Origin of the sequence: Fibrobacter sp. UBA2449 (assembly GCF_002342555.1) — a bacterium.
In the GTDB taxonomy this organism is placed as follows: domain Bacteria; phylum Fibrobacterota; class Fibrobacteria; order Fibrobacterales; family Fibrobacteraceae; genus Fibrobacter.
Window position 1 is genome coordinate 246440 of the sequence record NZ_DDQF01000006.1, and the last position, 24939, is coordinate 271378.

At 46.9% G+C, this 24939-nt stretch carries 13 protein-coding genes; 6 read left to right on the forward strand and 7 right to left on the reverse strand.

Features of this window, described 5'->3' with window-relative positions; genetic code table 11:
- Positions 1–319 precede the first annotated feature (319 nt).
- From B4B27_RS04405 to B4B27_RS04435, 7 genes are all read right to left on the reverse strand, one after another.
- Positions 320–7759 carry a beta strand repeat-containing protein gene (locus B4B27_RS04405; RefSeq protein WP_290724067.1) on the reverse strand — a complete coding sequence of 2480 codons (7440 nt, stop codon included), beginning with the start codon at positions 7757–7759 and terminating at the stop codon, positions 320–322.
- A gap of 2 nt (positions 7760–7761) precedes the next feature.
- Positions 7762–9057, reverse strand: a complete 1296-nt coding sequence (locus tag B4B27_RS04410) for a hypothetical protein (RefSeq protein WP_290724069.1) — start codon at positions 9055–9057, stop codon at positions 7762–7764.
- A gap of 496 nt (positions 9058–9553) precedes the next feature.
- Positions 9554–10627, reverse strand: a complete 1074-nt coding sequence (locus B4B27_RS04415; protein ID WP_290724071.1) for a Fic family protein — start codon at positions 10625–10627, stop codon at positions 9554–9556.
- A 130-nt stretch (positions 10628–10757) separates the two neighbouring features.
- Positions 10758–12839, reverse strand: a complete 2082-nt coding sequence (locus B4B27_RS04420) for a heavy metal translocating P-type ATPase (protein WP_290724073.1) — start codon at positions 12837–12839, stop codon at positions 10758–10760.
- 3 nt (positions 12840–12842) lie between these two features.
- On the reverse strand, positions 12843–13067 hold the full coding sequence (locus B4B27_RS04425; RefSeq protein WP_173343342.1) for a DUF1490 domain-containing protein: 225 nt from the start codon (positions 13065–13067) through the stop codon (positions 12843–12845).
- Between the two features lie 267 nt (positions 13068–13334).
- The gene (locus tag B4B27_RS04430) at positions 13335–15593 is read right to left on the reverse strand and encodes a TonB-dependent receptor (protein ID WP_290724076.1); all 2259 of its coding nucleotides are present in this window, start codon (positions 15591–15593) and stop codon (positions 13335–13337) included.
- Between the two features lie 164 nt (positions 15594–15757).
- Positions 15758–17083, reverse strand: a complete 1326-nt coding sequence (locus B4B27_RS04435; protein ID WP_290724078.1) for a hypothetical protein — start codon at positions 17081–17083, stop codon at positions 15758–15760.
- A 302-nt stretch (positions 17084–17385) separates the two neighbouring features.
- Between B4B27_RS04435 and B4B27_RS04440 the strand changes: the two genes are divergently transcribed.
- The 6 genes from B4B27_RS04440 to B4B27_RS04465 all read left to right on the forward strand — a co-directional run.
- Entirely contained in the window at positions 17386–18222 is an 837-nt protein-coding gene (locus B4B27_RS04440) for a helix-turn-helix domain-containing protein (RefSeq protein ID WP_088637391.1), read from the forward strand.
- Between the two features lie 76 nt (positions 18223–18298).
- A complete protein-coding gene (locus B4B27_RS04445) occupies positions 18299–20083 on the forward strand; it encodes an ABC transporter ATP-binding protein (RefSeq protein ID WP_290724081.1) in 1785 nt (594 codons plus the stop codon).
- Positions 20076–21809, forward strand: a complete 1734-nt coding sequence (locus B4B27_RS04450; RefSeq protein ID WP_290724083.1) for an ABC transporter ATP-binding protein — start codon at positions 20076–20078, stop codon at positions 21807–21809. Before B4B27_RS04445 ends, B4B27_RS04450 begins: the two co-directional genes overlap by 8 nt.
- 50 nt (positions 21810–21859) lie before the next feature.
- Positions 21860–22432 carry a DUF3793 family protein gene (locus B4B27_RS04455; RefSeq protein ID WP_290724085.1) on the forward strand — a complete coding sequence of 191 codons (573 nt, stop codon included), beginning with the start codon at positions 21860–21862 and terminating at the stop codon, positions 22430–22432.
- Between the two features lie 27 nt (positions 22433–22459).
- Positions 22460–22888 carry a flavodoxin gene (locus B4B27_RS04460; protein WP_290724087.1) on the forward strand — a complete coding sequence of 143 codons (429 nt, stop codon included), beginning with the start codon at positions 22460–22462 and terminating at the stop codon, positions 22886–22888.
- Positions 22889–22971: 83 nt separating this feature from the next.
- A partial coding sequence (locus B4B27_RS04465) for an efflux RND transporter permease subunit (protein ID WP_290724089.1) occupies positions 22972–24939 on the forward strand: 1968 nt, incomplete at its 3' end.

Consider the following 24939-nt stretch of genomic DNA (forward strand, 5'->3'; position numbering starts at 1 on the left):
TACAATAGCCATACTTTTTTAGACATATCTAACTTTGAAACAGAAAATTTACATTATTTTGGCTTTTTTGCCCTTGTTTTTGCAGTTAGATATATCTAACTTTTAGTTAGACAAGTCTAATTCTAATTGTTGCCATAGCTTTTAGACCCGGGCTTGTCTGGTTGAAGCAAAAATCCAATTCCCTCCTTGTGTCTCTTTGGGAACGATTGCGCCCCCGCTCAAGTAGCTCTGAGCAGGGGCGTTTTTGTTTAAAACCTAAGGGTTTCCCGTATTTTCGGCAGAATATGAACTTTTTATTCAGTAGTCATGCGCAGCACCACTACCTTACATTAACACGCCGTAACTGATATCCAATCTTCACCAAGTAATTACCCGCAATCGGCATTGTAATATTGAAGTCAGACGAATCAACACGTCCTTTTCGAAGTACCCGACCCTGCATATCAAAAATCACGTAGATTTCACCGATTGACGCCTCCGAAATATGAATATTTCGATTCACAGCATCCACAGACAAACCTTGATTGGCAAAGCTTGCGTCAACAATTCCAGTTATCAGGGTGCTATCAAAGACTGCTGTATATTTCACATCTTTTTCGATTGGACCAGGATTAGGCGACCATCCGATAAATTCATAAGAATAAGATTTAGTCGAAGGCTTTGTTGGATTTTCACCCAAATATTTGGGAGTATCTCCGTAAGCAACACTAGCCGTTTCCAAAACAGACCCGTCAGACACAAAAGAAACACTATATTTTCTAAGTGAGCTATCAAACACAGCCGTGTAAGTAGCATTATCTGTCACTGAGCTAATTGACGGAGTCCATCCCTTAAACGTGTAAGTATACTGAGCAGTTGACGGTTTAGATGGTTCTACATCATTATACGTAGGAATTTCTCCATATGCAACTGTTTCCGATAGAAGTTCATCATTGCCATCAACAAAGAGAATCTGATAACCTCGAATAGTGCTGTCATATTCAGCGATGTAAACGGCGTTTTCCATTACATCAGCAATAATCGGATTCCACCCCTTGAATGAGTAAGTGTATTTTACCGTTTCTTGCCTTGTCGGATTAGCTGGCTTAGCAATATTTATCGAAGATGTTCCATAATCATACTGAACAGCAGCCTTCAAAACAGAACCATCATAATCTTTAAAAACCACTTCGTACTTATTTATGACACTATCAAATACTGCCGCGTAGGTTGTTGGACCAACAACAGATGAAACTACAGGACTCCATCCATTGAATGTATATGTCCACTGAGCATTCACCTGTTTTTTCGGAGTCATTCCTTTGTAGGAGGGAACTTCTCCATACAAAACCATTTCCGATTGAAGTTCATCATTTCCATTGACAAAGACAATCTGATATTCTTGAATGGTGCTGTCATATTCGGCAACGTAAACAGCATTCTCAGTCACATCTGCAATAGTCGGGCTCCAACCCTTGAATGTGTAAGTGTATTTTGCAGTTTCCTGTCTTACCGAATTTGACGGTTTAACAATATTTATCGATGGGGTTCCATAATCATACTGAACGGCAGTTTTTAAAATAGAACCATCATAATCCTTGAAGGTTATCTCATACTTGTTTAAAGTCCTATTAATTACAGCATAGTATGTTTCTGCTCCCGTAACGGCTACAATTGGCTTGTCCCAACCATCAAAGCTATATGTATATTGAGCGGTATTCTTAGGCAAAGTCACCATTGGCTCCGTAGGCGTTTTCCCATATTCAACTTCATCGCTTTGCAGTTCATTTTCACCATGCATAAACGTAATCAGATATTTATTCACTACGCTATCAAATACTGCGGTATAGGTTTTCGCACCGCTCACATTTGCAATTGTCGGACTCCAGCCCTTGAACATATAGGTGTATTGGTCCGTCGCCGCCTTGGTCGGCGTTTCGCCTGTATATTCAGGCAACGAGCCATATACCAATTCTTCAGATTGCAATACGCTATCACCATTTACAAATTTCACAACAAATGTTTTTATCTCGTAAACCGCATCAAGGACTGTATTCTCATTCACAATAATTTGATCTCCTGAATCACCGACTTTTGAAGTCCCATTATAAAATCCTGCAAAATCGTAGCCAACACTATCAGAAGCAGCCGGTAATACGTAACCTCTTCCCTTTATTACAACAGCACTATCAAGAGTCATATCACCTAAATGAACAGCTACATAAGCAACATCCCAAACCTTTATAGGAATTATCATTTCAACGAAATAATAATTGTCTACATCCGTCGGGATAAACTTCACAGCATAGCCTTCATTTTCAATCGTCGGTTTAACTTCGGGAGTCTTCCACACAAACGCCCCCCCTACATTTGAAATTCCACCTGAAAGATTAGACAACGCAAGAGTTTCACCAATTAAGACATCACTCGCCTTTGGATTCTGGCTAATTACAGGCGTTGCCTTTTCAATTGTAAAGGTTGCAGTTGCAGACCCAACATAGTTGCCTTTCATAGTCACCGTAACAGAAGCAGTCCCTGCATTCAAATTATTTGTATATTCAACCATATAATTTGTGGCTTCAAGTATAGATTCCCCATTATAAACAGTTATGTTTGGAGTCAACGCCTCACCGGTATAAGTCATGTTTTCAATGGACGCAATTGTTAGACTTATAGAGATAGGAATTATTTCAAATTCAATATTTTTACAGCTGTTATATAGGTTTATACCGCAAACGCTTATTTTTGCAGTCCCTGCATTGATATTTCTTTCATATCTAACAGTGTAATCAACGTTTTCAACCAGAGTTTTTCCCAAAAAGGAAACCTTTGTCACTCGAGGTGTTTTCGGCATCCCATCATAAACAACATCTTCGAGAGATTCGGTTGAAACAACCGACATTGCAAGGGAATTCGCAATCACCCATAAATACGGATATGAACCATCTTCTATTTGCCATGTGTTTGTAAAATCCCAATCTTCAAAAGTAGGCTGATATTGCATTTCAGCAGTTGTCTTTCCAGGAGTTCCCGAAACATTTGCAACATTTTCTCCACCATCAACACCTAAATTGCATTTTGTTTTATCATAATACGATTTTGAAATAGACAAAGAACCATTTACATATCCAATGATACAACCCGTATAAACAGGATTTACTTCAAAACTCGGGATACCACTAGCGTAAACTTCGTCCATCGAACCAGTACCATAACCCACTAGACCACCAGTGTGGTATTTCCCTTTTACATTGCCGCCTGCGTATGATTGAGAAATATTTGATCCATCAAAACGACCAATTAATCCACCTATTTTGGTATCTCCTGAAACATTTCCCAAAGCCAATGATTTGCTCACAGATCCTTTAAATTGATAACCAACAAGTCCTCCCAAATTATCGCAGCTCAAAGGAGAATCAGCATCACCTATAACATTACCAGTTGCATAAGAATTAGAAACATTACCTCTCACACTTCCAATAAGCCCGCCGATATTATTGTTCCCTTTAACATGCGCTATGGAATAAGAGCTATCAACGCTGCCATTATTATAAACATAACCAACAAGACCGCCTATTTCGCTATTACCTATAACGGAATCTCCTATAAAATAAGACGCAACAATATTCTCTCTATTTTGCCCAACCAAGCCACCGACCATATCTACACCCTTTACATAAAAGGCCGTTGAATAGGAATTTGTGATAGAACGTCCAGAATATCCGGCCAGGCCTCCTACATAATTCGTCCCAATCACATTGCCTTCTGTATGATAGACTGAATCTATACCTTCCTCATTATATTTTGCATATCCAATAATTCCACCTACGTAACTAGAATCACCAACTACTGAACCCTTGACATAACTTTTTGTTATGGCACCACCGGAACCAACTAAGCCGCCGACATAAGTCGTTCCAATCACATCCCCTTCAGAATATGAACTTTTAACAGAAGATGACGCATAACCAACTAGTCCACCAACATAACCTGCACCGATTACATTACCTCCTATATGGTAACTAGAGTCTATTCCTCCATAAATATACCCCACAACGCCGCCTACGTAACTAGAATCACTTTTCACAGTTCCTTTGGAGTAGCTTTTCTGAATGTCATTACCGCTAACGTAACCAACCAATCCGCCGACGTACGTTTTTGTCCCCCCCACATTCCCTTCAGAGTAAGAGTTGGTTATTTTCGAAGATCTTCCAGCTAAGCCTCCGACATAACCGGCTCCACTTATATCACCGCCTATATGGTATGAAGAATCAACATTACCGGCACCTGTAACTCCACCTACATAGCTAGAATCACTTCTTACAGATCCCTTGGCGTGACTTTTTGATACTCCACCTGAACCAGTCAAACCTCCGACATACGATTTTGTTCCAATCACATCCCCTTCGGAATATGAATTTGCGACCTTCGAGTCTCCTGTTAAGCCTCCTACGTAACCAGCTCCACATACACTTCCACCTATATGGTATGAAGAATCTATACTGCCGTTACCAGCAACTCCCCCCACATGGCTGGAATCACTTCTGACAGCCCCTTTGACATAACTTTTTGATACATTACCAGAACCAACTAAGCCACCAACATACGATTTTGTTCCAAACACATCTCCTTCAGAATATGAGTTGGTAATTGTTGAAGATTTGCCAGCCAATCCACCGACATAGCCCGCTCCGTTTACATCACCAAAAGCATGATGGCAGGAATCAATAGACTCATAAACATCCCCCGCAATTCCACCAACATAGTCTTGTGTTCCGATGACATTTCCATCAGAATGATAACTAGAAACGATCTCTCCGCTAAACCTTTTGTTGCTTGCCGATCCGGCGACTTCATAGTTTGATTTACCGACAAGTCCACCGACATATTTTTTCCCTTCTATTGTTCCCTGCGAATAGGAATTTCGAATGTATCGATTTACATCAATAGATGGTGCATATCCTATATAAATAGAGTCTAACCCAACAAGCCCACCAACATAATCTTCGCCTTTCACATTTCCAGAAACATAAGAATTACTCAAAGCGCTTATATTTTCAGGAGAATTGCTGTTAAAGCGCCAAAAATAATACAAAGACAAGCCAACTAACCCACCTACATAATTTCCATCTCCTACCACATCACCACCAACATGGTAACATGAATCTATAAACCCATTAAAATAGCCAGCAACACCTCCTACATAATTTGACATCCCAGTAACATCTCCATCAGAATGACCACTTGAAATAATTTGTCCAATAAAGGTGTCGTTTGTATTAGAGGAACTCATGTTATAATTTAATTTACCTATAACACCCCCAACATACATGTTCCCTTCCACGCGTCCTTGCGAATGTGAATTATGAATATATCTAGTCATAAGATTTCGAACGGAATCTTGTCCAATAAGTCCGCCAATATAATCGAAGCCTTTTACGTTGCCAAAAGCACGCGAATTTTCCAAAATCGGCATTGATGCGTAAAATTTACCAAATGCAAAGCCAATCAAGCCACCTACATTGTTCCCTATTCCTATTACATCACCCTCGGAATAAGAATTAGCGACAAAAGAAGTAGTATATCCGACTAATCCACCCACATAACTAGTTCCATTTATATCACCGCCTATATGATACGAAGAATCAACCAGAGTTGTCATATAACCGCCGACACCGCCCACATAACTGGAATCGCTTTTTACATTTCCTTTTGTATAGCTTTTAAATATTCCAACCTTTTCCCCACTCTCACTCCCACTCTCACTATAACCAACCAAGCCTCCAACATACACACTTTTTCCCGTCACATTTCCTTCAGAATGAGAAGCAATAATAGCAACGCGAGTGTAACCAACCAAACCACCTACATAACTCAAGCCACTCACATCACCACCTATATGATAACTAGAATCTATTCCTCCTACTGTATAGTCCACATATCCAGCAACCCCACCCACATAATTAGAATCACCGCTTATTGATCCTTTTGCATAACAATTTGAAATTGCTTTTGAATTTGTCCGATTATATGAATAACCGACCAAGCCCCCAATATATGATACTGTTCCAACCACATCTCCTTCGGAAAAAGAATTTGTAACAGGTGAAAGAGTACGCCCTATCAATCCACCTACATAAGAGCCTCCCCTTACATCGCCTTCTGTATGATAAGAAGAATCTATTATCCCACTTCTTGAACGACCAGCAATGCCCCCCACATAGTCAGAAGTTCCCAGAACAGAACCATTGACATAACTTTTAGATATTTTATGAGCCGCATTACAATCATTGGAACTGCAAAAATCACCAACTAAGCCACCGACATAACTAACCCCGCTTACATTTCCTCTGGACGAACTATTTGTAATAGAGAAGTCCGTAAATCCTGCTATTCCTCCCACATAATTTGAAGATCCAATCACGCTACCATCGGAATGGTAACTTGAAACAATTTTTCCACTAAAATTGTGATTATATGTTGAGTCTTTGGCTCCGTGACAAGATTTGCCGATTAAGCCTCCAACATACATTTTTCCTTCTACATGCCCCTGCGAATGTGAATCTCGAACAATCTGTTCAATATGGTTCCTATTATTCTTTGCCCTGTAAATAGAATCTTGTCCGACTAATCCTCCAACATAGGAATTACCCTTTATGTTACCAATAGCATACGAATTGTCTAAAATCGTTATTGAGGTATCAATAGAAGCGCTATAATTGTAATACGCGCCCCCAATTAGACCTCCTACATAATCATTTAATCCAGTCACATCGCCTTTAGAATAGGAATTCAAAATAGATGATGTTGTATAACCAACCACCCCACCAATATAATTGAATCCGCTTACTTCTCCGCCAACATAATAAGAAGAATCAATAGTTCCTGTCATATAACCAGCTACACCACCAACATAACCAGAATCGCTTTTTACAGATCCTTTGGCATGACTATTATATACACTCTTGCCATAGCCGACCAATCCTCCTACATATGTTTTTTTACCAATTATATTTCCTTCTGAATAGGAATTTTCTATAGATGATGTTGAGTAACCAACCAATCCTCCAATACGACTTGTTCCACTTATTTTTCCACCAATATGATGCGAACGATCAACTAATCCCGATGCATATCCAACTACGCCACCAACATTGAGCCCTCCATAAACGGCGGCATTGACATGGCAAGACAAAATTGTTCCACTCGAATTACCGACAAGGCCTCCAACATCGCCCAATCCATTCACATTGACTTCCGTTCGGACATTTGTCACTGAACCACCATTAGCAGAGCCTGCAAGAGCACCAACATCGTATCTTCCCCAAATATCGCCTACAAGAATGTCAAGATTACTAATTCTCGCATTGCTAACCGAACCGAAGAGTCCAACATAATCTGAACTACTACTATTTACATACAAACCATAGATTTTGTGATTTTCTTCTCCAGCTGAGCCATCAAAGTTCCCCTTGAATCCCTTAATAGGGGTCCAATTGCGGTGGAATTTATTTTTCCATGAACCATCACCTGCTCCCGAAGTATCATTCAAAAAAATGTCTGCACCCAATGTTATTTTTATTGCTTCAAAATTATGTATTCCATCATTCACCATTTTAGCAAGGCCAGCCAACTGTTCCGGCGTAGTTATTTCATACGATCCCACACCACCCGTAAACCAAGTTGTATCAGCAGATCCATCCCAAATGTGGGGTGCAGCCAAGGTCGATGAGAAACAGCATAAAGTACCAAGCATGAAACTTCTAAGAAAAATCTTCATAATTATTCCTCCATCAGGTCTTCAAGAAGAATAAAGGTTATCGCATCATCTTCTACCGAATTTGGAAGTTTACCAGAATCCAAGCATAGTGTCGAGAAGGGAATTTTTTCTTTTGATTTTATCAAATTAATGTCATCATCACCAATTCTCTTTATTTCATAATAATCAGAGTCTAAACCGTCTAAAGGAATCGATGCATTCGTGTTATAACCAACTATCCAAACGTGATTAACCTTGGCAACTCGAGATTTCAGCTCTCGTTGTCTTCTGCGTTCCTCGGAATGATAAAAGAATTTTGGATTTCGATTCCATGTGACGGGATTCTTTTGATATTCGCTAAACGCATCCGCTATATATAATGAAGCATTGTCTTCATTCATTTCGTCTGTCATATCCCAGTTGATTACCGCTACGGCAATCTTATCTTTTTCAACATTTTCTTTTAATAGCAACGGATATTCAATGCTCTTCGGACCTTCTTTACATTTAGCAAATGAGGATTTTCTAATTTCTATTCCCTTAAAAATTTTATTCTCCATAAAATTTTTTTCTATTTCTCGAAACTTCTTTACATCTTTTTTTTCTAATAGATTCAATTGTATCGCAGTTTCTATCTTGGGTAAAACGGGATCCAACAATATCTTTTTGATTATTTGGCTCTCGTTCAAATCAATTCTTAGGATTTTCTTCTTTTTAAATTCATCAAAAACCTTATTTTTATCGTTCTTTTCCCATGTAATAAAAATTCGCAGTTCATCTTCATATTTGTAAGCAGCTCTCTTAAGACTCATTAACCGAATATAAGATTCTCGCAAGTCTGATTTCATAATACTAGAATCTTGATAAGCGTGATTAATTGTTTGAATGCTTACATAATTAGCTAAACTTACATAAATTTCTACACCATTGTTTTCTTCTGCAAACTCGTTCAAAACATTCCAAAGTTCACACAAGTCAAATGTTAACCGAATTACAGGCTCACCATCTTTTCGTTTGGATTCCCAAAAAGCTGCGGAATTATCATTCAATGATGTCTTAAAACATAAACAAGCGATATTAGGAAGAACGTTTTTTCCATTAACCCGAACATTTAAATATTTCTTCTCATAGGGATCAGTCCATTTTTCAGGAGATATGAATGTAATTTTATTATCTTTGAACATCTGTTTGACGCGACAAAAAGGCACGAAACGGTAAGCCAAAGGTCTAGGCCACTCTAGAGCAACCCTTCCTACAAAGTGGATGTGTTCCCACTTTTGACTCTTCACTGTAGACTTCGCCTTTTTCTTTCCAGCCATCGTAGCCTCCGCTTCAACTTCCGGAGTTCGCTCGGTTCTGCAAGGATTGCCTATTTCTGTGCAAAAACAAAAAAGGCGCAGGTCGATGCATCTATCCAATCGGGGCTCTCGACAGCCTTGAACGATAAACGCAAACGACCCACGCCCCAAACGGGCTGTTGTCATTGGCTTATGCGGCCATAAATCAGCCAAACAGCTGATACGACAAACCGAGGCACACCGCAAAATGGCATACCTGCGTGAGCGTTCGCCTTGTCCTCGTTCAAAGAAATGGTCGAGATTTCGATTGGAGAACAAGAGCAAAACTCTTTTTCCAATCTAAAAATAACTTAAAAAAGGGCGGCCGGAACGAAAATTTTACAAAGAACCAGGCTCACAAGCCCCAAATTTGCGTAAAATCACCATTTTCCAGGTGTTAGGCCTTATTCCAATCTAGACTATGGAGGGGGAAGCAGATTTTTCATAGAAAAAGGTGGTATAATACCACCTTTACGCACTAAACAGACGGCGTGATAAACACGTGCCAGGAGCCGTCCTCTTTCCCTCGCTCGACATAGTGTTTGTCAAGAAGATGCTGGACAAGTTTATCGACAGCTGATTTCTGTATGCCGAGTTTTCTCTGGATTTCAGCAATCGTCAGCACCGGTTCGCTCTGCATCATATCAAGTATTTTACCGTAGTTCGGTGTGCGAAACTCAATGCATTCTCCATCATACCACCAGATGTTTTCGCCACGCCTTGTGAGAAACTGAACATCGGCATCAATTTCTTGCGTAACCATGTTACGGAAATACTTGAGGAACGGGGCTATCGCTCGCAACGAAGCCCTCGCACCAGAACTAGGCGCAGATCCCACCTTCAAATCGGCGGCATGCAAAGCCTCCAGATATTCGTCCTTCTTTCGACTACGGACTACAACCATGGGAATATCGTGTTTCGCCAAAATGTAATTGACGAGCAACCGAGCAATTCTGCCATTGCCGTCCTCGAACGGATGAATCCTGATATAGCGGTAATGGAACAAAGCAGCCAACTCGACTGGTGACAACTTGCCCTCATTTTCGGCATCGTTGTACCAGTCGACAAGATCCGTCATCAACGCAGGCGTTTCTTCTGGGGATGCATAAACGAATCGGTCGCCATATCGTGTAATGACACTGTTCGGGCGAGTCTTGTACTGCCCTGCATGAACCACATACCCAACTTGCATTCCTCCAGGTAGTTCACGATGAACGGAATAATCTTCACGCAGCAATGTGCGGTGTAAGCCCCTTATGAAATGTTGGGTGAGTGGGGTTTCCTTGATACATGACTCTGCCATCATCATCTTGAGCGAGACCTCGCTCGCGACCATCTCCTGCACACTCCGCACATTCGCCTCACCAATGACCTTCCCAAAAAGCAGAAGAATCTCCGTCTGCCCGTAAGTGAGTGTGTTGCCCTCGATGTGGTTGCTGTTGTAGTTGAAATCGACCGAAAAACGGCGAGCGAGGCGGGCCTTGTCATCTTCCGAAATCGGCTGAAGGGCTCGCCAGGCATCAAGGGATTTTTCTAGGGTCAGGTATTTCATACCCTAAATATAATCAAAATTCTATTAAAAAGGTAGTCGATATACTACCTTTTTAGTAAAATTTTGTCAAATTTTAGTCAAAATATTGATGAAAAGGTGGTTGATATACCACCTTTTTGTCATTTTTTCGCTAATTCTGCTTCAGTGGCGTCATGCTCTTGGCGCAAATCGCCATGGTCGAGAGGTTGTGCAGCAGGGCCGAGGTCGAGGGGGCAAGTATTCCGAAGAATCCTGCGGCCAGGAGCGACGTGTTGAAGGCGACGATAAAGCGGTAATTCGCCTGGATGCGTTCCATGAGCTGCGTACTCAACGTACGGAGTTCGGCGAGGTCGCGCAGGTCTTCGCTGCGGAGGGTTACATCGGCGGTTTCGCGGGCAATGTCGCTGGCATCGCTCATGGCGACCGACACGTTCGCGGCGGCCAATGCGGGCGCATCGTTGATTCCATCACCCACCATAATCACACGGCGGCCTTCGGCCTTCATTTTTTCCACATAGCGGTGCTTGTCTTCGGGCAGCACCTGCGCAAAGAAAGTATCGATGCCCAAAAGTTGCGCCGTACGTTCGGCGGCCTTCTGGCTGTCGCCGGTAATCATCGCCACATGCTTGATTCCGCGTTCACGGAGCATGCGAATGGCCTCGGCCGCTTCGTCACGCGGAGGATCGCTAATGCAAAGCACGCCCGCAAGGTTCCCGCCAATGGCAAGGTAAATCACGGATGCGGCTCCGGCGAGTTCGTCGATTTTTTTCTGTTCCGCCTCGCCCACCGAAATTTTTTCGTCTTCGACGACGAAATGCTTGCTACCGATAACAGCGCGTTCACCGTCGAGAGTCGTCGCGATTCCATGCGCCACAATGTACTTCACGTCAGCATGTTCTTCTTCGTGGTCGATTCCCCGTTCGGCGGCACCGCGCACAATGGCGCGCGCCATGCTATGTGGGAAATGCTCCTCGATGCAGGCCGCAATGCGGAGGATTTCTTCTTCGCTGCGGTTACCGAACGGAATCACGCGTTCGAGTTTCGGTTCCGCCTTGGTGAGCGTTCCCGTCTTGTCGAAAACGATGGTGTCGGCAAGCGCGAATTCTTCCAGGTACTTGCCGCCCTTCACGGTCATGTTGCGGTCGGCCGCTTCGCGCAGCGCCGAAATCACCGAAATCGGAGTGGAAAGCTTGATGGCACAGGAATAGTCCACCATCAGAATCGAGACCGCCTTGGTAATGTTACGCGTAAACAGGAGCGTGAGCCCGAATCCGATAAAGCTGAACGGTACAATTCCGTCGGCAAGGCGTTCGGCGCGGCTCTGGATAGAGGCCTTCAGGTCTTCGGAGCGGTCAATGAGTTCAATGATTTTCTGAATCTTGGTGTTGCCGCTTACAGCCCGCACCGACACCACAATGGAACCTTCGTCTACGACGGTGCCCGCAAAAACGGACTTCCCGACCGTCTTATGCACCGCCTGCGATTCGCCCGTCATGGTCGCTTCGTTCACGAACGCATCGCCTTCGGCAACGGTTCCGTCCACCGGAATCATGCTGCCGGAACGCACGCGCACGAGGTCGCCCACCTGAACATCCTGCATACGCACCTGGACATCGACGCCGTCCTTGACAACCCACACGCGGTCGACCTTCACAGCAAGGCTTGCGGTAAGGGCGGTGCGGGTCCGCGCCTTGGTGTAATCTTCCAGAAGGCTGCTCACGTTCAGCAGGAACATGATGGTCCCAGCCGATTCGTAATTGCGCTGCAAGATGCTCGCCCCGATGGCCGCACCATCCAGCACTTCGACAGAAAGTTTCCCTTCACCTAGGCAATTCAGGCCCTTCGCCACAAACTTGAGACCCCTGTAAATCAGGTGTGCCGTGCGGATGGGGGCAGGAATAAACAACTTGGCCAGGTAACGTCGCGCAATCATGAACGCGAGTCGGTTCTTGAATTGCGTGTCGAGTTCCTGCAGTTGATATTCAGTATCGGGTTCGCTCTCAGGGAGGTTCGCGATGTCCAGATTCCGGACGAAATCAATCACCTGTTCACGATAGCCGTCTTCGTATTCCAGCAGAATACCGCCGTTTTCCGAATGGACTACCGCTTTCTGGACATAAGGTTCACTCACGCTTGCCATGTGGATGCGCGGTTCATGCATTTTTTCAAACGCGTAGGCCCCCGCCCGAAAGCGGATACGCCCCGGCTGATCGTAAACGATTCGGAAGTTCATGGATTACTTCGCTTCTGCTTCTTTCTTCGCGTCGTTGCAGATGTCGGCAGCTTCGTCCTTCATATCCTGGAAGGCGGCCTTGGCGTCGGCAGTAATCTTCATGCCTTCGGCAAGTCCCTTGACGGCATATTCGCGGGTCTTGGGAGCCTTGAGAATCTTCTTGATGATAGTCGGGCCAACGACACCGGCCACCACGCACCAGAATTTTTCATTTTTCCATACGGACATAGCTTACTCCTTTTGTTCCGCCCTAATGTCATCCCCGACTTGGTCGGAGATCTTCATTAAAGCTTTGTTGTTCTTTGCATAATAATCTACCTAAAATTCACTTAAAATGCAAACTACATACAAACTAACAAACAGACTTCAAGCCCAAGTCCTGTAAGGCTTCCGTGTGACTAACATTGTTGCAAATTTGCAAACTAGTTTACGCTACACAACTTAGTTTCCGTATAAAAAACTTAGTTAGCGTAAACTATCCGAAGTTAGATATATCTACCTGAAACTGTACCGGATCTTGGTTGCAAAAGTGCGTCCCAGTTTAGATTCTCCGTACTTGTCGTAAACGGTTTCGTCCAAAAAGTTGTCGACCTCGAAACTCCAGGCGAGCTTGTTATCCCACACGGAATATTCCACGCCCAAATCCTGCGTGAACGAGGCGTCTATTTTCCGGCTCTGGCGGGAACTGATTTTCCAACCGTAATAATATTCATCGGTGTAGTTAGCAGCCCACCAGAACTTGACAAAATCGTTCTTATTGAATATATCGCCCATGTGGAATTCAGCGAGGTAGTTCATGAAGAATCGCGGAATGTTCGGGATAATCGCATCTTCAAGAATACCCTGCTTCGCATTGTAATCTATATTGCGCAAATCCTGGAAAGTCCAGTTCGTCCCAAGCAACACCCATTCATTCACATCAAGTTTCACATCGCCCTCGTAGCCCCAGCCGCGAATCGGGTCCATGTTGAAATACGGCACCGACATCTGCGCCGAGCCCATGTAGTGAATGCGGTTCTTGTAGTAGGAATAGAACACGTCTCCGTCAAACCGGAATCGCGCCACCAGCGGGATTTCTTGCAAATCAAGAGACAAGCCGACATTAAAATTATCCGCTTCTTCGGGCTTGAGGCTTGTGGCGGCACTCACACGCACACCATCGCCAAACAGTTCGTCGGGCGTGGGCAAACGAACCGCATGCTGGTAAGAGCCCTTGATAGCGAGCGGTTTTACAATCCTGAACATCAAGCTTTCATCGTAGCTAAAGTCCGTATAATCATTCTTTTCCAATACCGCTTGCTGTATCATACTGGTGGAAGTATTTGAAATTTCAGCCTTCAGGTAATGGAATTTGAAACCCAACAGGTTCTGGAGTCTCGAATCAAAGAAATTGTCTTCAAGCGAAAGACCCGTCGTCACCGAAATTGTCTTGCCAGGATAGCCTGCCGTATTGAATCCGACCATTTCGGAACCCACGTCATCTTCGGGATCTTCCTTGTGGTACCGGAAAAGCGTATTCCAGTAAACAAACTGATTCTTAATGAACTGGTAATCCAAATTCAGCAAATCGTTGAAATCATACGCCTGAATAGTCCTCAGTTTCGGGAGCCCCATCATCGATAACTCACCCACATTCTTTTTTGCTGTATCGCAACTGTACCAATTGCGGCAATGCACGCGGCTCGTATCAATAACCTTATTTTCATTATAACCAAATGAAAAATGATTACCAAAATTCAGATCTTTTACAAACAAATTCTTCTTATCCAGTCCGAATGTAGCGCCAAAACTATAGCCTTCGGCAGTCGCTTCCACAATGCGGTTCGCATCGCCCTGAATTTCCTTGTCAAACGCGCCATAGCTTGCACCAAGCGAAATCTGATCAAACCAAGCGTTCATCAAGTTCGCAAAAGCCTGCACGTTGTAAGATGTATAACGGTCATGGTCGCGAACAACGCTCGTATCCTTGCCCGCAGAACTCTTCATGTAGGGAGACGTGAATTCGTAATCGTTATCGGAATGGTTAAAGTAGCCCGACACGCCTACTTCCAAGCCAGCCCCACCCACAATGCTGTCAATCACGTGGCTTGCCGTTACAGAAGCCTTGTGCGTATTGAAACTCGAAAGGCTATAGGACGCATCTACCGAATTGGCGGGGCGCTTTTTAGTAATGATATTGATAGCACCGCCTGCTCCATCTGTCGCAAAACGCGCGGGGACATAGCCCTTGTAAACTTCAATGTCCGCAATCTGGTCGATAGGAATATCGTCAAGGCCCAAGTTTCCCTGCGTCTCGACGGGGACACCGTTCACTAACACCTTGATGTTCTTGCCTTCCATGCCGCGAATGTTGATTTTGCCTTCGCTGCCCATGCCGCCGGACTTGCGCACTTTCACGCCCGAAGCGGAATTGACCGCTTTTGAAACGGTCTTGCTTGTATTTTGCATCTCGGCCGCGTCAATTGTCGCGACAGATTCTGCCTTTTTCGCCTGCTTCGCCTGTTCCGCTTCTATTTCAGATTCCACCGAAAGTTCGTCCAACTGCGTGACGCCCGAGGCATTTGCCGCAGATACTTCTGATTGCGCCGTCGCGCTGTTTGCGTCATCAGTTGTCGCATTACTTTCCAGAGCGGATTCTTCCAGAAAATCGTCTATCGAGGTAATTTCATCATCCTGCGCACGGGCTGCCATCGCGCCGAACGCAACCATAATAATCGCAAGCGTTGTCGCCTTGTAAAAAAACATCTTTTTCATCGCAGCGCAATTAAGCAATTTTCAGGCTAATTTTCTACTCCAAACGGGCCTTTGAAAATCCGAATGGATTTATCCAGTACCAATAACAAAATCCGCCCCCACCATTAGGCAGGAACGGACCATCGTGTTTATGAGGACTATATAGGTTAAGGGTTTATAAGAGCCTATTTAAGCGGCACAATCCACATCGGGATAGGCTCGACCGTAGCGATCTTTTCAGCCTTTTCGGACTTAGGATTGTAACGGAAATAGGCATTGCCGTCTTCTTCGGTCGAAACCGCGAAAATGACATTGCCATCTTCTTCGATGTAGGTGCCGTAGCTAGCCCAGCTAGAAGAATAACCAATCGGGAGCGCCTTCATGGTCTTCTTGGCAAGGTCAATTTCAACCGGCTTGCAGGTGTTATTGTGGTAGCTGTCCATGTCGGTCCAGACCTGTTGCAGGTCCACCATCACGTTCAAGAAAGAATAGACGATTTCGCCCTTGGGCACGCTGATTACGCCAAGGTACTTGTAATTTCCCTTCTCGGTAACGTCCTTGATAGCGAGTTCATCCGAAACGTTCCAAACGTAATCCTTGTCGAACTTGGTTTCGCCCACCTTGATGCGCAAGAAACCATCCTTCTGGCCCGGAGCGTAGCCCCAAGAGGCGTTGCTGTAGCAGTAGATGTAATCATCGACAACAATGAACGCATGGTTCTGGGAGTCATCAAGCGAACCCACGGCTGCAACGCGGTCATCTTCGGCCACGGCAATCACGGAATCCTTTTCGACATCGATGATGGCCACCTGGGCCGTATTGCCGGTAGCATAGTCGCTCACGTTCTGCAACAGGCCGACATAGAGACGACCGTCCACGATCACGCCTGTACCCGGGCTTACCACGAGCGCATCGTCGCCCTTGTATTCGGAAAGGTCAATCGCACCCGTGCGCTTCATGGTCTTCGGGTTGATGATGAGCAACGAGTCGAGCATGCCTCCCAGGTAAGCCTTTTCTTCGTTCACGAAGTAGATATGGTTTGCCCAGACACCGGCAAGCGAAAGTTCCGCGGTCTTGCCACCAATCTTGTTGTTCTTGTCAAGGCTGTAGCGGGCGATGGTGCCCACGTCAAGGTCAGCAATGAACAGGGAATTGTCGTAATAGACAACACCTGCACGGGTACCGACTTCAATGTAGTCCTTGCCCAGATCGCCGGTGTGGTCCAGGGACATCGTACCGATGAACATCGTCTCGCCCGAGGCGATCGAAGTCGCAAATTCGCGCTTGTATTCGCTCTTGTCTTCCTTCTTGGAACTGCTGGACTTGTCCTTGCTATCGCTAGATTTAGCCTTACTGCTGCTAGATTTGTCCTTGCTATTGCCAGACTTTTCGGACGAAGAAGAGGAAAGTTCCTTTTCATCATCACCGTTAGCAGAAGAAGAGTTGTCGTCGCCGCAAGCGACAAGCATGCTGAACGATACAGCAAGAGCCGCCAGAAAACGTGTTTTCATATATACTCCTTGATTGAGATGCGGGAAAACCGCGGTTGTTAATTTTGCGGAGCATTTTAGAAATGTCGTCCGGGGAGTTCTGCTCCAAACGGAGGCGGAAAAATCCGAAAAGACCGGGATTCTTTTCTCGAAATACAGACTCCATTTAGTCCATTTTCACTCCATTCAGACATTTTTGCAATAAAAATTTTCTATTGACGTCACAAAATTAGCCTTGACAAAGTTTCGTCCACTTGTTAGATTTGTCTTACTTTTTAAGATTAGACTAACAAACTCAGTCTGAATCGATTTATGAGGAAAGAATGCTAAACATCAAAGGAATTGAATGGTTGCACAAAGTCGGGTGCTACCATACAACACTTGAAAGGGACCCGTTTCTCATTCTTGAATTTTGCCGGAAGGGGCGCATCAGTTGGGCGGGCGGAGCGCTCCCCTGCAATCAGCTGAATGCAGGAGAAATGCTGGTTTACGACGCCTGGACTTCGGGTGCGCTGACGCGTTCTGCCGATTACTGCGGTGACCGTATTTTATTCTACGATGAATCGGAAAAGTACATCCAGGATCATTTTGCGGGCTTTTCGCTTGACCTCAGGACTCTCGCGCAAAAAATGTGCCGTCCGGGACGCCCGTTTATCGTGCACACCAAGGAAGAGGTGGCACGCGCCTTCGAAAAAATCGAAAACAAGCCCGAAAAAACACAGGCGGAATACGGCAGGCTCGCCATTTTGGAGCTTTTGCTCACCCTAAAGAATCTGGATACGCAGCGCGAGTTCGCCTGCCGCGAATGCAACCTCTCTTCGCTCCAGATTGAAAAAATCTACTGCATTCGTTCGTTTATCTGCGAAAACATCGACAATCACTGGACTATCGACGAACTTTCAGACAAATTCGATATGCCGGTGACCGCGATGAAGCTTTGCTTCAAGAACGTGTTCGGATTGCCGGTATTTACCTACGCCCGCCGCGAGCGCATGAAAATCGCCGCCAAGGAACTCCGCGAAAGTGACCGCGGGATTCTCGAGATTGCAGGCGAAGTCGGTTACAATAACGGGAGCAAGTTTGCCCACGCCTTCCAAGATGTGATGGGCATGACCCCCAAGGAATACAGGAAAAAGTACAGGATGACAAACGTCGCTTGATTAGACGAAAGAACGGCTCTTCGAGCCTACAGACGAAAGACGAAAGATTACAAATGACGCTTCGCGTAAAATAATTATGAAAAAGACATTCTCTAAACTCTACGCATACATGGGCTCGCGCAAACCGCTGTTTCCGCTAGCATTGATTCTCTCGGCATTGAGCGCCATCGCAGGGCTCGTGCCGTTTTTACTGATGTGGCTCATTGTCCGCGAGGTTATCTCTGGCGGTGACATGACGAACATCAAAATTTTCGACTACTCCATCGGAGCGGTTCTCGCCTCGGTCACAAGCGTATTGCTCTACTTTGCGGCCCTCGCCTGCTCGCACATGGTAGCATTCAGGCTCGAAGGCGACCTGCGTCGATTCGCCATGAAAAAACTGATGAGCGCGCCGCTTGGATTTTTCGACAAGAACCCGACGGGCAAACTCCGCAAGATTATCGACGACAACGCCGCAATTACGCACACCTTCGTCGCACACGAGATGCCCGATATTTCGGGCACCATCCTGATTCCCATCGTGGCGCTTGTGATGATGTTCGTTTTCGACTGGCGACTCGGCCTTGCCTCTTTGGTACCTATTGCATACGCTTTGTTCATTTTGGGCACCCTTGGCCGCAGGGGAACCAAATTCATGGAACGCTACATGCAGGCACTCGAAGAGATGAACTCCGAAGCGGTGGAATATGTGCGTGGGATTCCCGTAGTCAAGGTTTTCCAGCAGACGATTTTTTCGTTCAAGAGTTTCTACAACAGCATCGTGACTTACCACAAGATGGTCACAGCCTATTCCGACAACTGGAAGGTCCCTTACTGCATCTACACGATTCTCGTGAACGGATTCGTGCTGTTCCTGGTGCCGACAGCAGCGCTCATTATCGGTAACGACGGCGATGTAAAACTCACCATCGTGAACATGATGATTTACGTGTTGGTGACGCCACTGTTCTCGCAGTGCGTGATGCGCAGCATGTACCTGAGCAATGCCACGAACCAGGCGGGAATCGCGGTTGACCGTATCAACGATATCGCCCGCACCAAGGATTTGCAGGTTTGCGAAAATCCGGTGCCGATGCAAAAGTTCGATGTGGAATTCCAGAATGTGAATTTTACCTATCCTGATACCGACAAGCAGGTACTGAGCGATATTTCCCTCTCGGTGCCGGCGGGCCATACGGTAGCTCTTGTCGGGCCTTCGGGCGGCGGCAAGAGTACGATTGCAAAACTCCTGCCGAGATTCTTCGATGTCGATAGCGGCGAGATTACTATTGGCGGTGTTCCCGTAAAGCAGATTGACCCGAAGGAACTGATGAAGAACGTTTCGTTCGTGTTCCAGAATACGCGCCTTTTCAAGATGAGCATTTTGGACAACGTTCGCTACGGCATGCCCGACGCGACTCTCGAGCAAGTAAACAAGGCTCTCGATCTTGCGCAGTGCCGCGAAATCATCGACAAGTTGCCCGGCGGTATCGACACCGTTATCGGGAGCAAGGGAACTTATCTTTCGGGTGGCGAGCAGCAGCGAGTGGTACTTGCGCGCGCTATCTTGAAAAACGCCCCCATCGTGGTGCTAGACGAGGCGACCGCCTTTGCAGACCCCGAAAATGAACGCCTGATTCAAGAAGCCTTGCACAAGCTTGCCGCCGGCAAGACCGTGCTGATGATCGCCCACAGGCTCACCAGCGTAGTGAACGCCGACCAGATTATCGTTGTGGAAGATGGCGAAATCGCTGAACGCGGAACGCACAGCGAATTACTTGAAAAGAACGGCATTTATGCCAAGATGTGGGCCGAATACCAGCAGTCCGTCACGTGGACCCTCGACAATTCCAAGGATAATGAAGGAGGCGAAAATGTATAAGTGGGTTCAGAATACTTTTGCTCTTTCGGAAGAAGGCTCGCACACGTTTGTCCGTGGCGTCATCTGGACATTTCTGCACTTTATTTCGCTCATGTTCCCGATGATGATGCTCTTTTACTTTTTGATGGAGCAGATGGGCGTCGGTGAGTTTGCAGGCAAAACTCCGCACGGGACCTTGTTCTATGTGGGAATTGCGGTAGTCCTGTTTGTCGTGATGCTTGTCATTTACAGGTTCTCGTACAGCGCCACCTACGATAGCGTGTACGACGAAAGCATGCGCCGTCGCGTCTCGATTGCCGAAAAGCTCCGCAAGTTGCCGCTCTCGTTCTTTGGCAAGAAGAACCTTTCGGACTTGACTTCGACCATCATGGACGATTGCAACGCACTCGAAATGATTTTCTCGCATGCGGTGCCGGAACTTTTCGCCGCTATCGGAAGCGTCACCATAATTGGCATTATGCTGTTCTGCTACAACTGGAAAATGTCTATTGCACTTTTCTGGGTGGTACCCGCAGCGGCATTGCTCATTGCGCTTTCCAAGAAAATTCAGGACCGCTGGTTCGAAAATTCATATAACGCCCGCCGCGTGATTATGGAAGATATCCAGGAAGGTCTCGAAAACGTGCAGGAAATCCGCTCGTATTCGGGCGAAGCCGCCTACCTTAATCACTTCGATAAGGATTGCATCAAGTACGAAAAATCGCAGATGGATTCCGACGTGAAGGTGGGATCGTTCCTGAATTCGGCACAAGGCATTCTCAAGATGGGCCTTGCTACGGTACTGATTACGGGCGCACGCCTCTGGACCAAGGGCGAAATCGATGTGTTTACCTACTTGGTGTTCATCGTGTGCGCGGCGACTGTTTACAACCCGGTTTTCCTGGTGTTCAACAACCTCGCCGAACTGTTCTTTGTGAATGTGCGCTTGCGCCGTTTCCGCGAAATGGACCAGATGAAACCTCAGGATGGCGTAACTGTATTCACTCCGCAGAATTACGATATCGAATTCAAGGATGTCGACTTCAATTACAACGAGAAAAAGCAAGTCTTGAAGAAGGTCTCGTTCACGGCAAAGCAGGGCGAAATCACCGCACTTGTGGGCCCGAGCGGCAGCGGAAAGACGACTGCGGCAAAACTTGCGGCACGCTTCTGGGATATTCAAGGCGGCAAGGTGACGCTCGGCGGGCAGGACATCAGCAAGATTGACCCTGAAACGCTCCTCAAGAATTTCTCCATCGTCTTCCAGGACGTGGTGCTGTTCAACACAAGCATCAAGGACAATATCCGCATCGGCAAGCGCGATGCCAGCGACGAAGAAATCCTGAAGGTGGCAAAACTTGCGGGCTGCGACGAATTCGTGCAGAAGATGCCGCAGGGCTACGACACTGTCATCGGCGAAAACGGCGAAACGCTCTCGGGCGGAGAACGCCAGCGAATCTCGATTGCACGCGCCTTGTTGAAGGACGCGCCCATCATCTTGCTCGACGAAGCGACCGCAAGCCTCGATGTGGAAAACGAATCCAAGATCCAGCGCGGCATTTCGCAACTGGTGAAGGGCAAGACTGTCATCATCATTGCGCACCGCATGCGCACCATCGCGAACGCCGACAAGGTCGTAGTGCTGCAAGACGGTCACATCGCCGAAACGGGCACCCCTGCCGAGCTCAAGGCGAAAGGCGGCCTGTTCAGCAAGATGTTGGAACTTCAGGAAGTCTCGAACGCATAACTTCGTCTTGTCATTGCGAGCGAAGCGAAGCAATCTCTAGAGGAAAAACGATGACCGCACAGCGATTGATGGATTACAAACTGGTTCGCCAATGCGCACCGACCCTTGCCGCCCGCAAGGTCGGTAGCCTCTTCTGCATGGAGAAATCGCCTGCAGAACACGAACCGCTTTGTGCCATTCTTGCCCGCTGGAACCGCGAGCTGAATCCGTCGGGCATATTCGTGCGTGTCGTTGCCGAACGCTGCGGACGCAGTTTTGTGTACGTCTATCGCCGCAACGTGTTGAGTCAATTGTTCAACGAGACTGAAATCCGTCAATTTATGGGGTATTACGGCTATCAGCATTTCGACGAGGAAACGCTTATCGCCAACCTCACCCACCGCATTGCAAAATGCCATTGCTTTCCGCATGAAATCGGGCTTTTTCTGGGATACCCGCTCGAAGATGTCAAGGGTTTCATCGCCAATGGCGGGCAAAATTGCAAAAGTACGGGCTACTGGAAGGTGTATGGCGACGTCGCCGAATCGGAAAAGAAATTCGAATGCTTCCGGAAGTGCTTTTCGGTCATGAGTTCACTTTTCGAACGAGGCTACTCGCTGCCGATGCTTGCTGTAGCCTGCTAAAGTTTTAAATCAAAAATAGGAGATAACATGGAAAAAATCGCAGTAATCTACTGGAGCGGAACAGGCAACACCGAACTGATGGCGAAATACGTCGCCGAAGGAGCCAAGGCCGCCGGAGCCGAAGCCGACGTGTTCAGCGTCTCGGACTTTTCGCAGAATCAACTGAGCGAATACGCACGCTATGCGCTGGGTTGCCCCGCCATGGGTGCCGAGGAACTCGAAGACTCCGAATTCCAGCCGTTCTACGAAGCCGTCAAGCCTTCACTTAATGGCAAGAAAGTCGCCCTGTTCGGCTCTTACGGCTGGGGTGGCGGCGAATGGATGAACCCGTGGAAGGCTGACGCAGAAGCCGCCGGGCTCGTGCTTGTAGCCGAACCGCTCGCCATCGAGAACGCACCCGATGACGCCGGCAAGGCCGCCTGCCAAGAACTCGGCAAGGCACTCGCCACCGCCTAAAATGAAAGAATCTTTTTTATAGTGTTTTAAAAAGCAGCCCTGACGGAAACACACTCCGTCGGGGCTTTTAGAGGATTTTTACAATGCAAGTTTCTCGTGTCAACAAGGTTTTTGCCCGATTAGGGCGTTTTCAGGTTCGTTTTCGCTGGTTGATTCTGCTGGTAACGGCAATTGCGACTTTTTTGGCGTGCCTCGGGCTCCCGCAACTGCAAATGACGAGCAGCGAAGAGGAATGGTTTGACGACTGGGACAAGGTGAAGATAGACCAGGCGCATTTTAACGAAAAATTCGGCAGCGACGATGGCTATATGGTGATGGTGCGTGCCGATGACGTGTTTGCGCCGGAGGTTTTGCAGGCGATTGACAAGCTTTCGCGCAAGCTCGAAAACGAGGTGCCGTACGCTGACCGCGTTGTTTCGCTGACGCACAATTTGTCGATTCCGGTCGCGAACGAAGAAGGCTTCGAGGTCGTCGACCCGTTCGAAGGCGGCGTTCCAGATGACCCGCAGGAACTGGAAGCGAAAAAGAAACTAATTCTTTCGCGCGAATCGCTCGTGAACAACATCGTCTCAGACGATGCGAAGGAAACATGGATTATCCTCTCGCTGAAATCTTACGAAGGCGGCGTCGATTTCGGCAAAGACAGCATTGCACCTTATGCACGTGACATCATCTATTCCGACGAATTCAAGAGTGACAAGTTTGAGATGCTCCCGACGGGCATGAGTTACACCGAGATGGAAGAAAACGAGGTCATTTCGCGGGAATGCGCGATGCGCATCGGTTTCGGATTCCTGGTGATGCTCGTATGTCTTATCTTGTTTGTTCGTTCGCTGCGCGGTGTGGTGGTGCCCGCGATTGCAACGGTCGGCGGCATCGCCTCGGTGCTCGGCATCAATGCGTGGCTCGGCGTTATCGGCGACGAGAGTATGGTCGCGCTCCCGGTGCTTTTAGGCATGGCACTTTCGGTAGGCTATTCCATCCACTACATCAATTCGTTTCGCATGCATTTTAGGCGCACGGGCAACCGCTGCGAATCCGTGATTTGCGCCGTCGAAGAGACGGGCTGGCCCATCCTCTTTACCGTCATTACCACGGTCGCATCGCTGATTTCGTTCCTGTTCGCAGGCATTCGCCCTATCCGCTGGATTGGCGGGATTTCGGCAGGCATCGTCACGATGGTTTACCTGTACGTCATCATCTTGATTCCGATTCTCATGAGCTTCGGCAAGAACGCAGAACCCGACCCGACGCAGGTAAAGTCCGCAGGGGCCACCAAGGCGGACATTCTCTTTGAATTCTTCGGGCGCAAGGTGTGCAGGCACAGCGTTATTGTCGCAGTGATTTCGGCTGCAATTATGCTGTTGCAAGTTCCAGGCATGATGCACATCGATGTGAACATGGACTACACCGAGACCATGGGCGAAAAGATTCCCTTCGTGGTGCGGCTCAAGGACATGCTCAGCGGAAAACTCGGGAGCCTTTACGACTTTAACGTGATGGTGGAATTCGATGACGCGGATGCGCTCAAGGACCCCGCCAACATGAAGCGCATCGAGCAACTTGAACAGAAACTCGGCACGCTCCAGCTCACGAAAATTTCGGGCGACAAGCCGCGCGTGCAATCGGTAACGCGCCTCGTGAAAGAGATGAACCGCACGCTGAACGCTGACAGTATCGAGTATTACAAGATTCCCGACGCACAGGACATGCTCACGCAATTACTTTTCCTGTACGAGATTTCGGACCCAGACGCGCTCTTTGAACGCATGGACGAAGAATACAAAACCACGTTCATCCACATAGAACTTTCGGGCTACGATGCCAACAAAATCGTCGAGGACCTGGATTCCGCAAACGCTTATGCCGCCCGCATTTTCCCGGACGCCAAGACTTCTGTCGTGGGCGAAGTTGTGAACTACGCCGAAATGAACGGCAAACTGGTCGGCGGACTTCTGCGCTCGTTCGGCGGGTCGTTCGTGATTATCGCCATCATGATGATTCTTGCGTTCGGAAGCATCAAGGCGGGCCTTATCGGGATGATTCCAAAC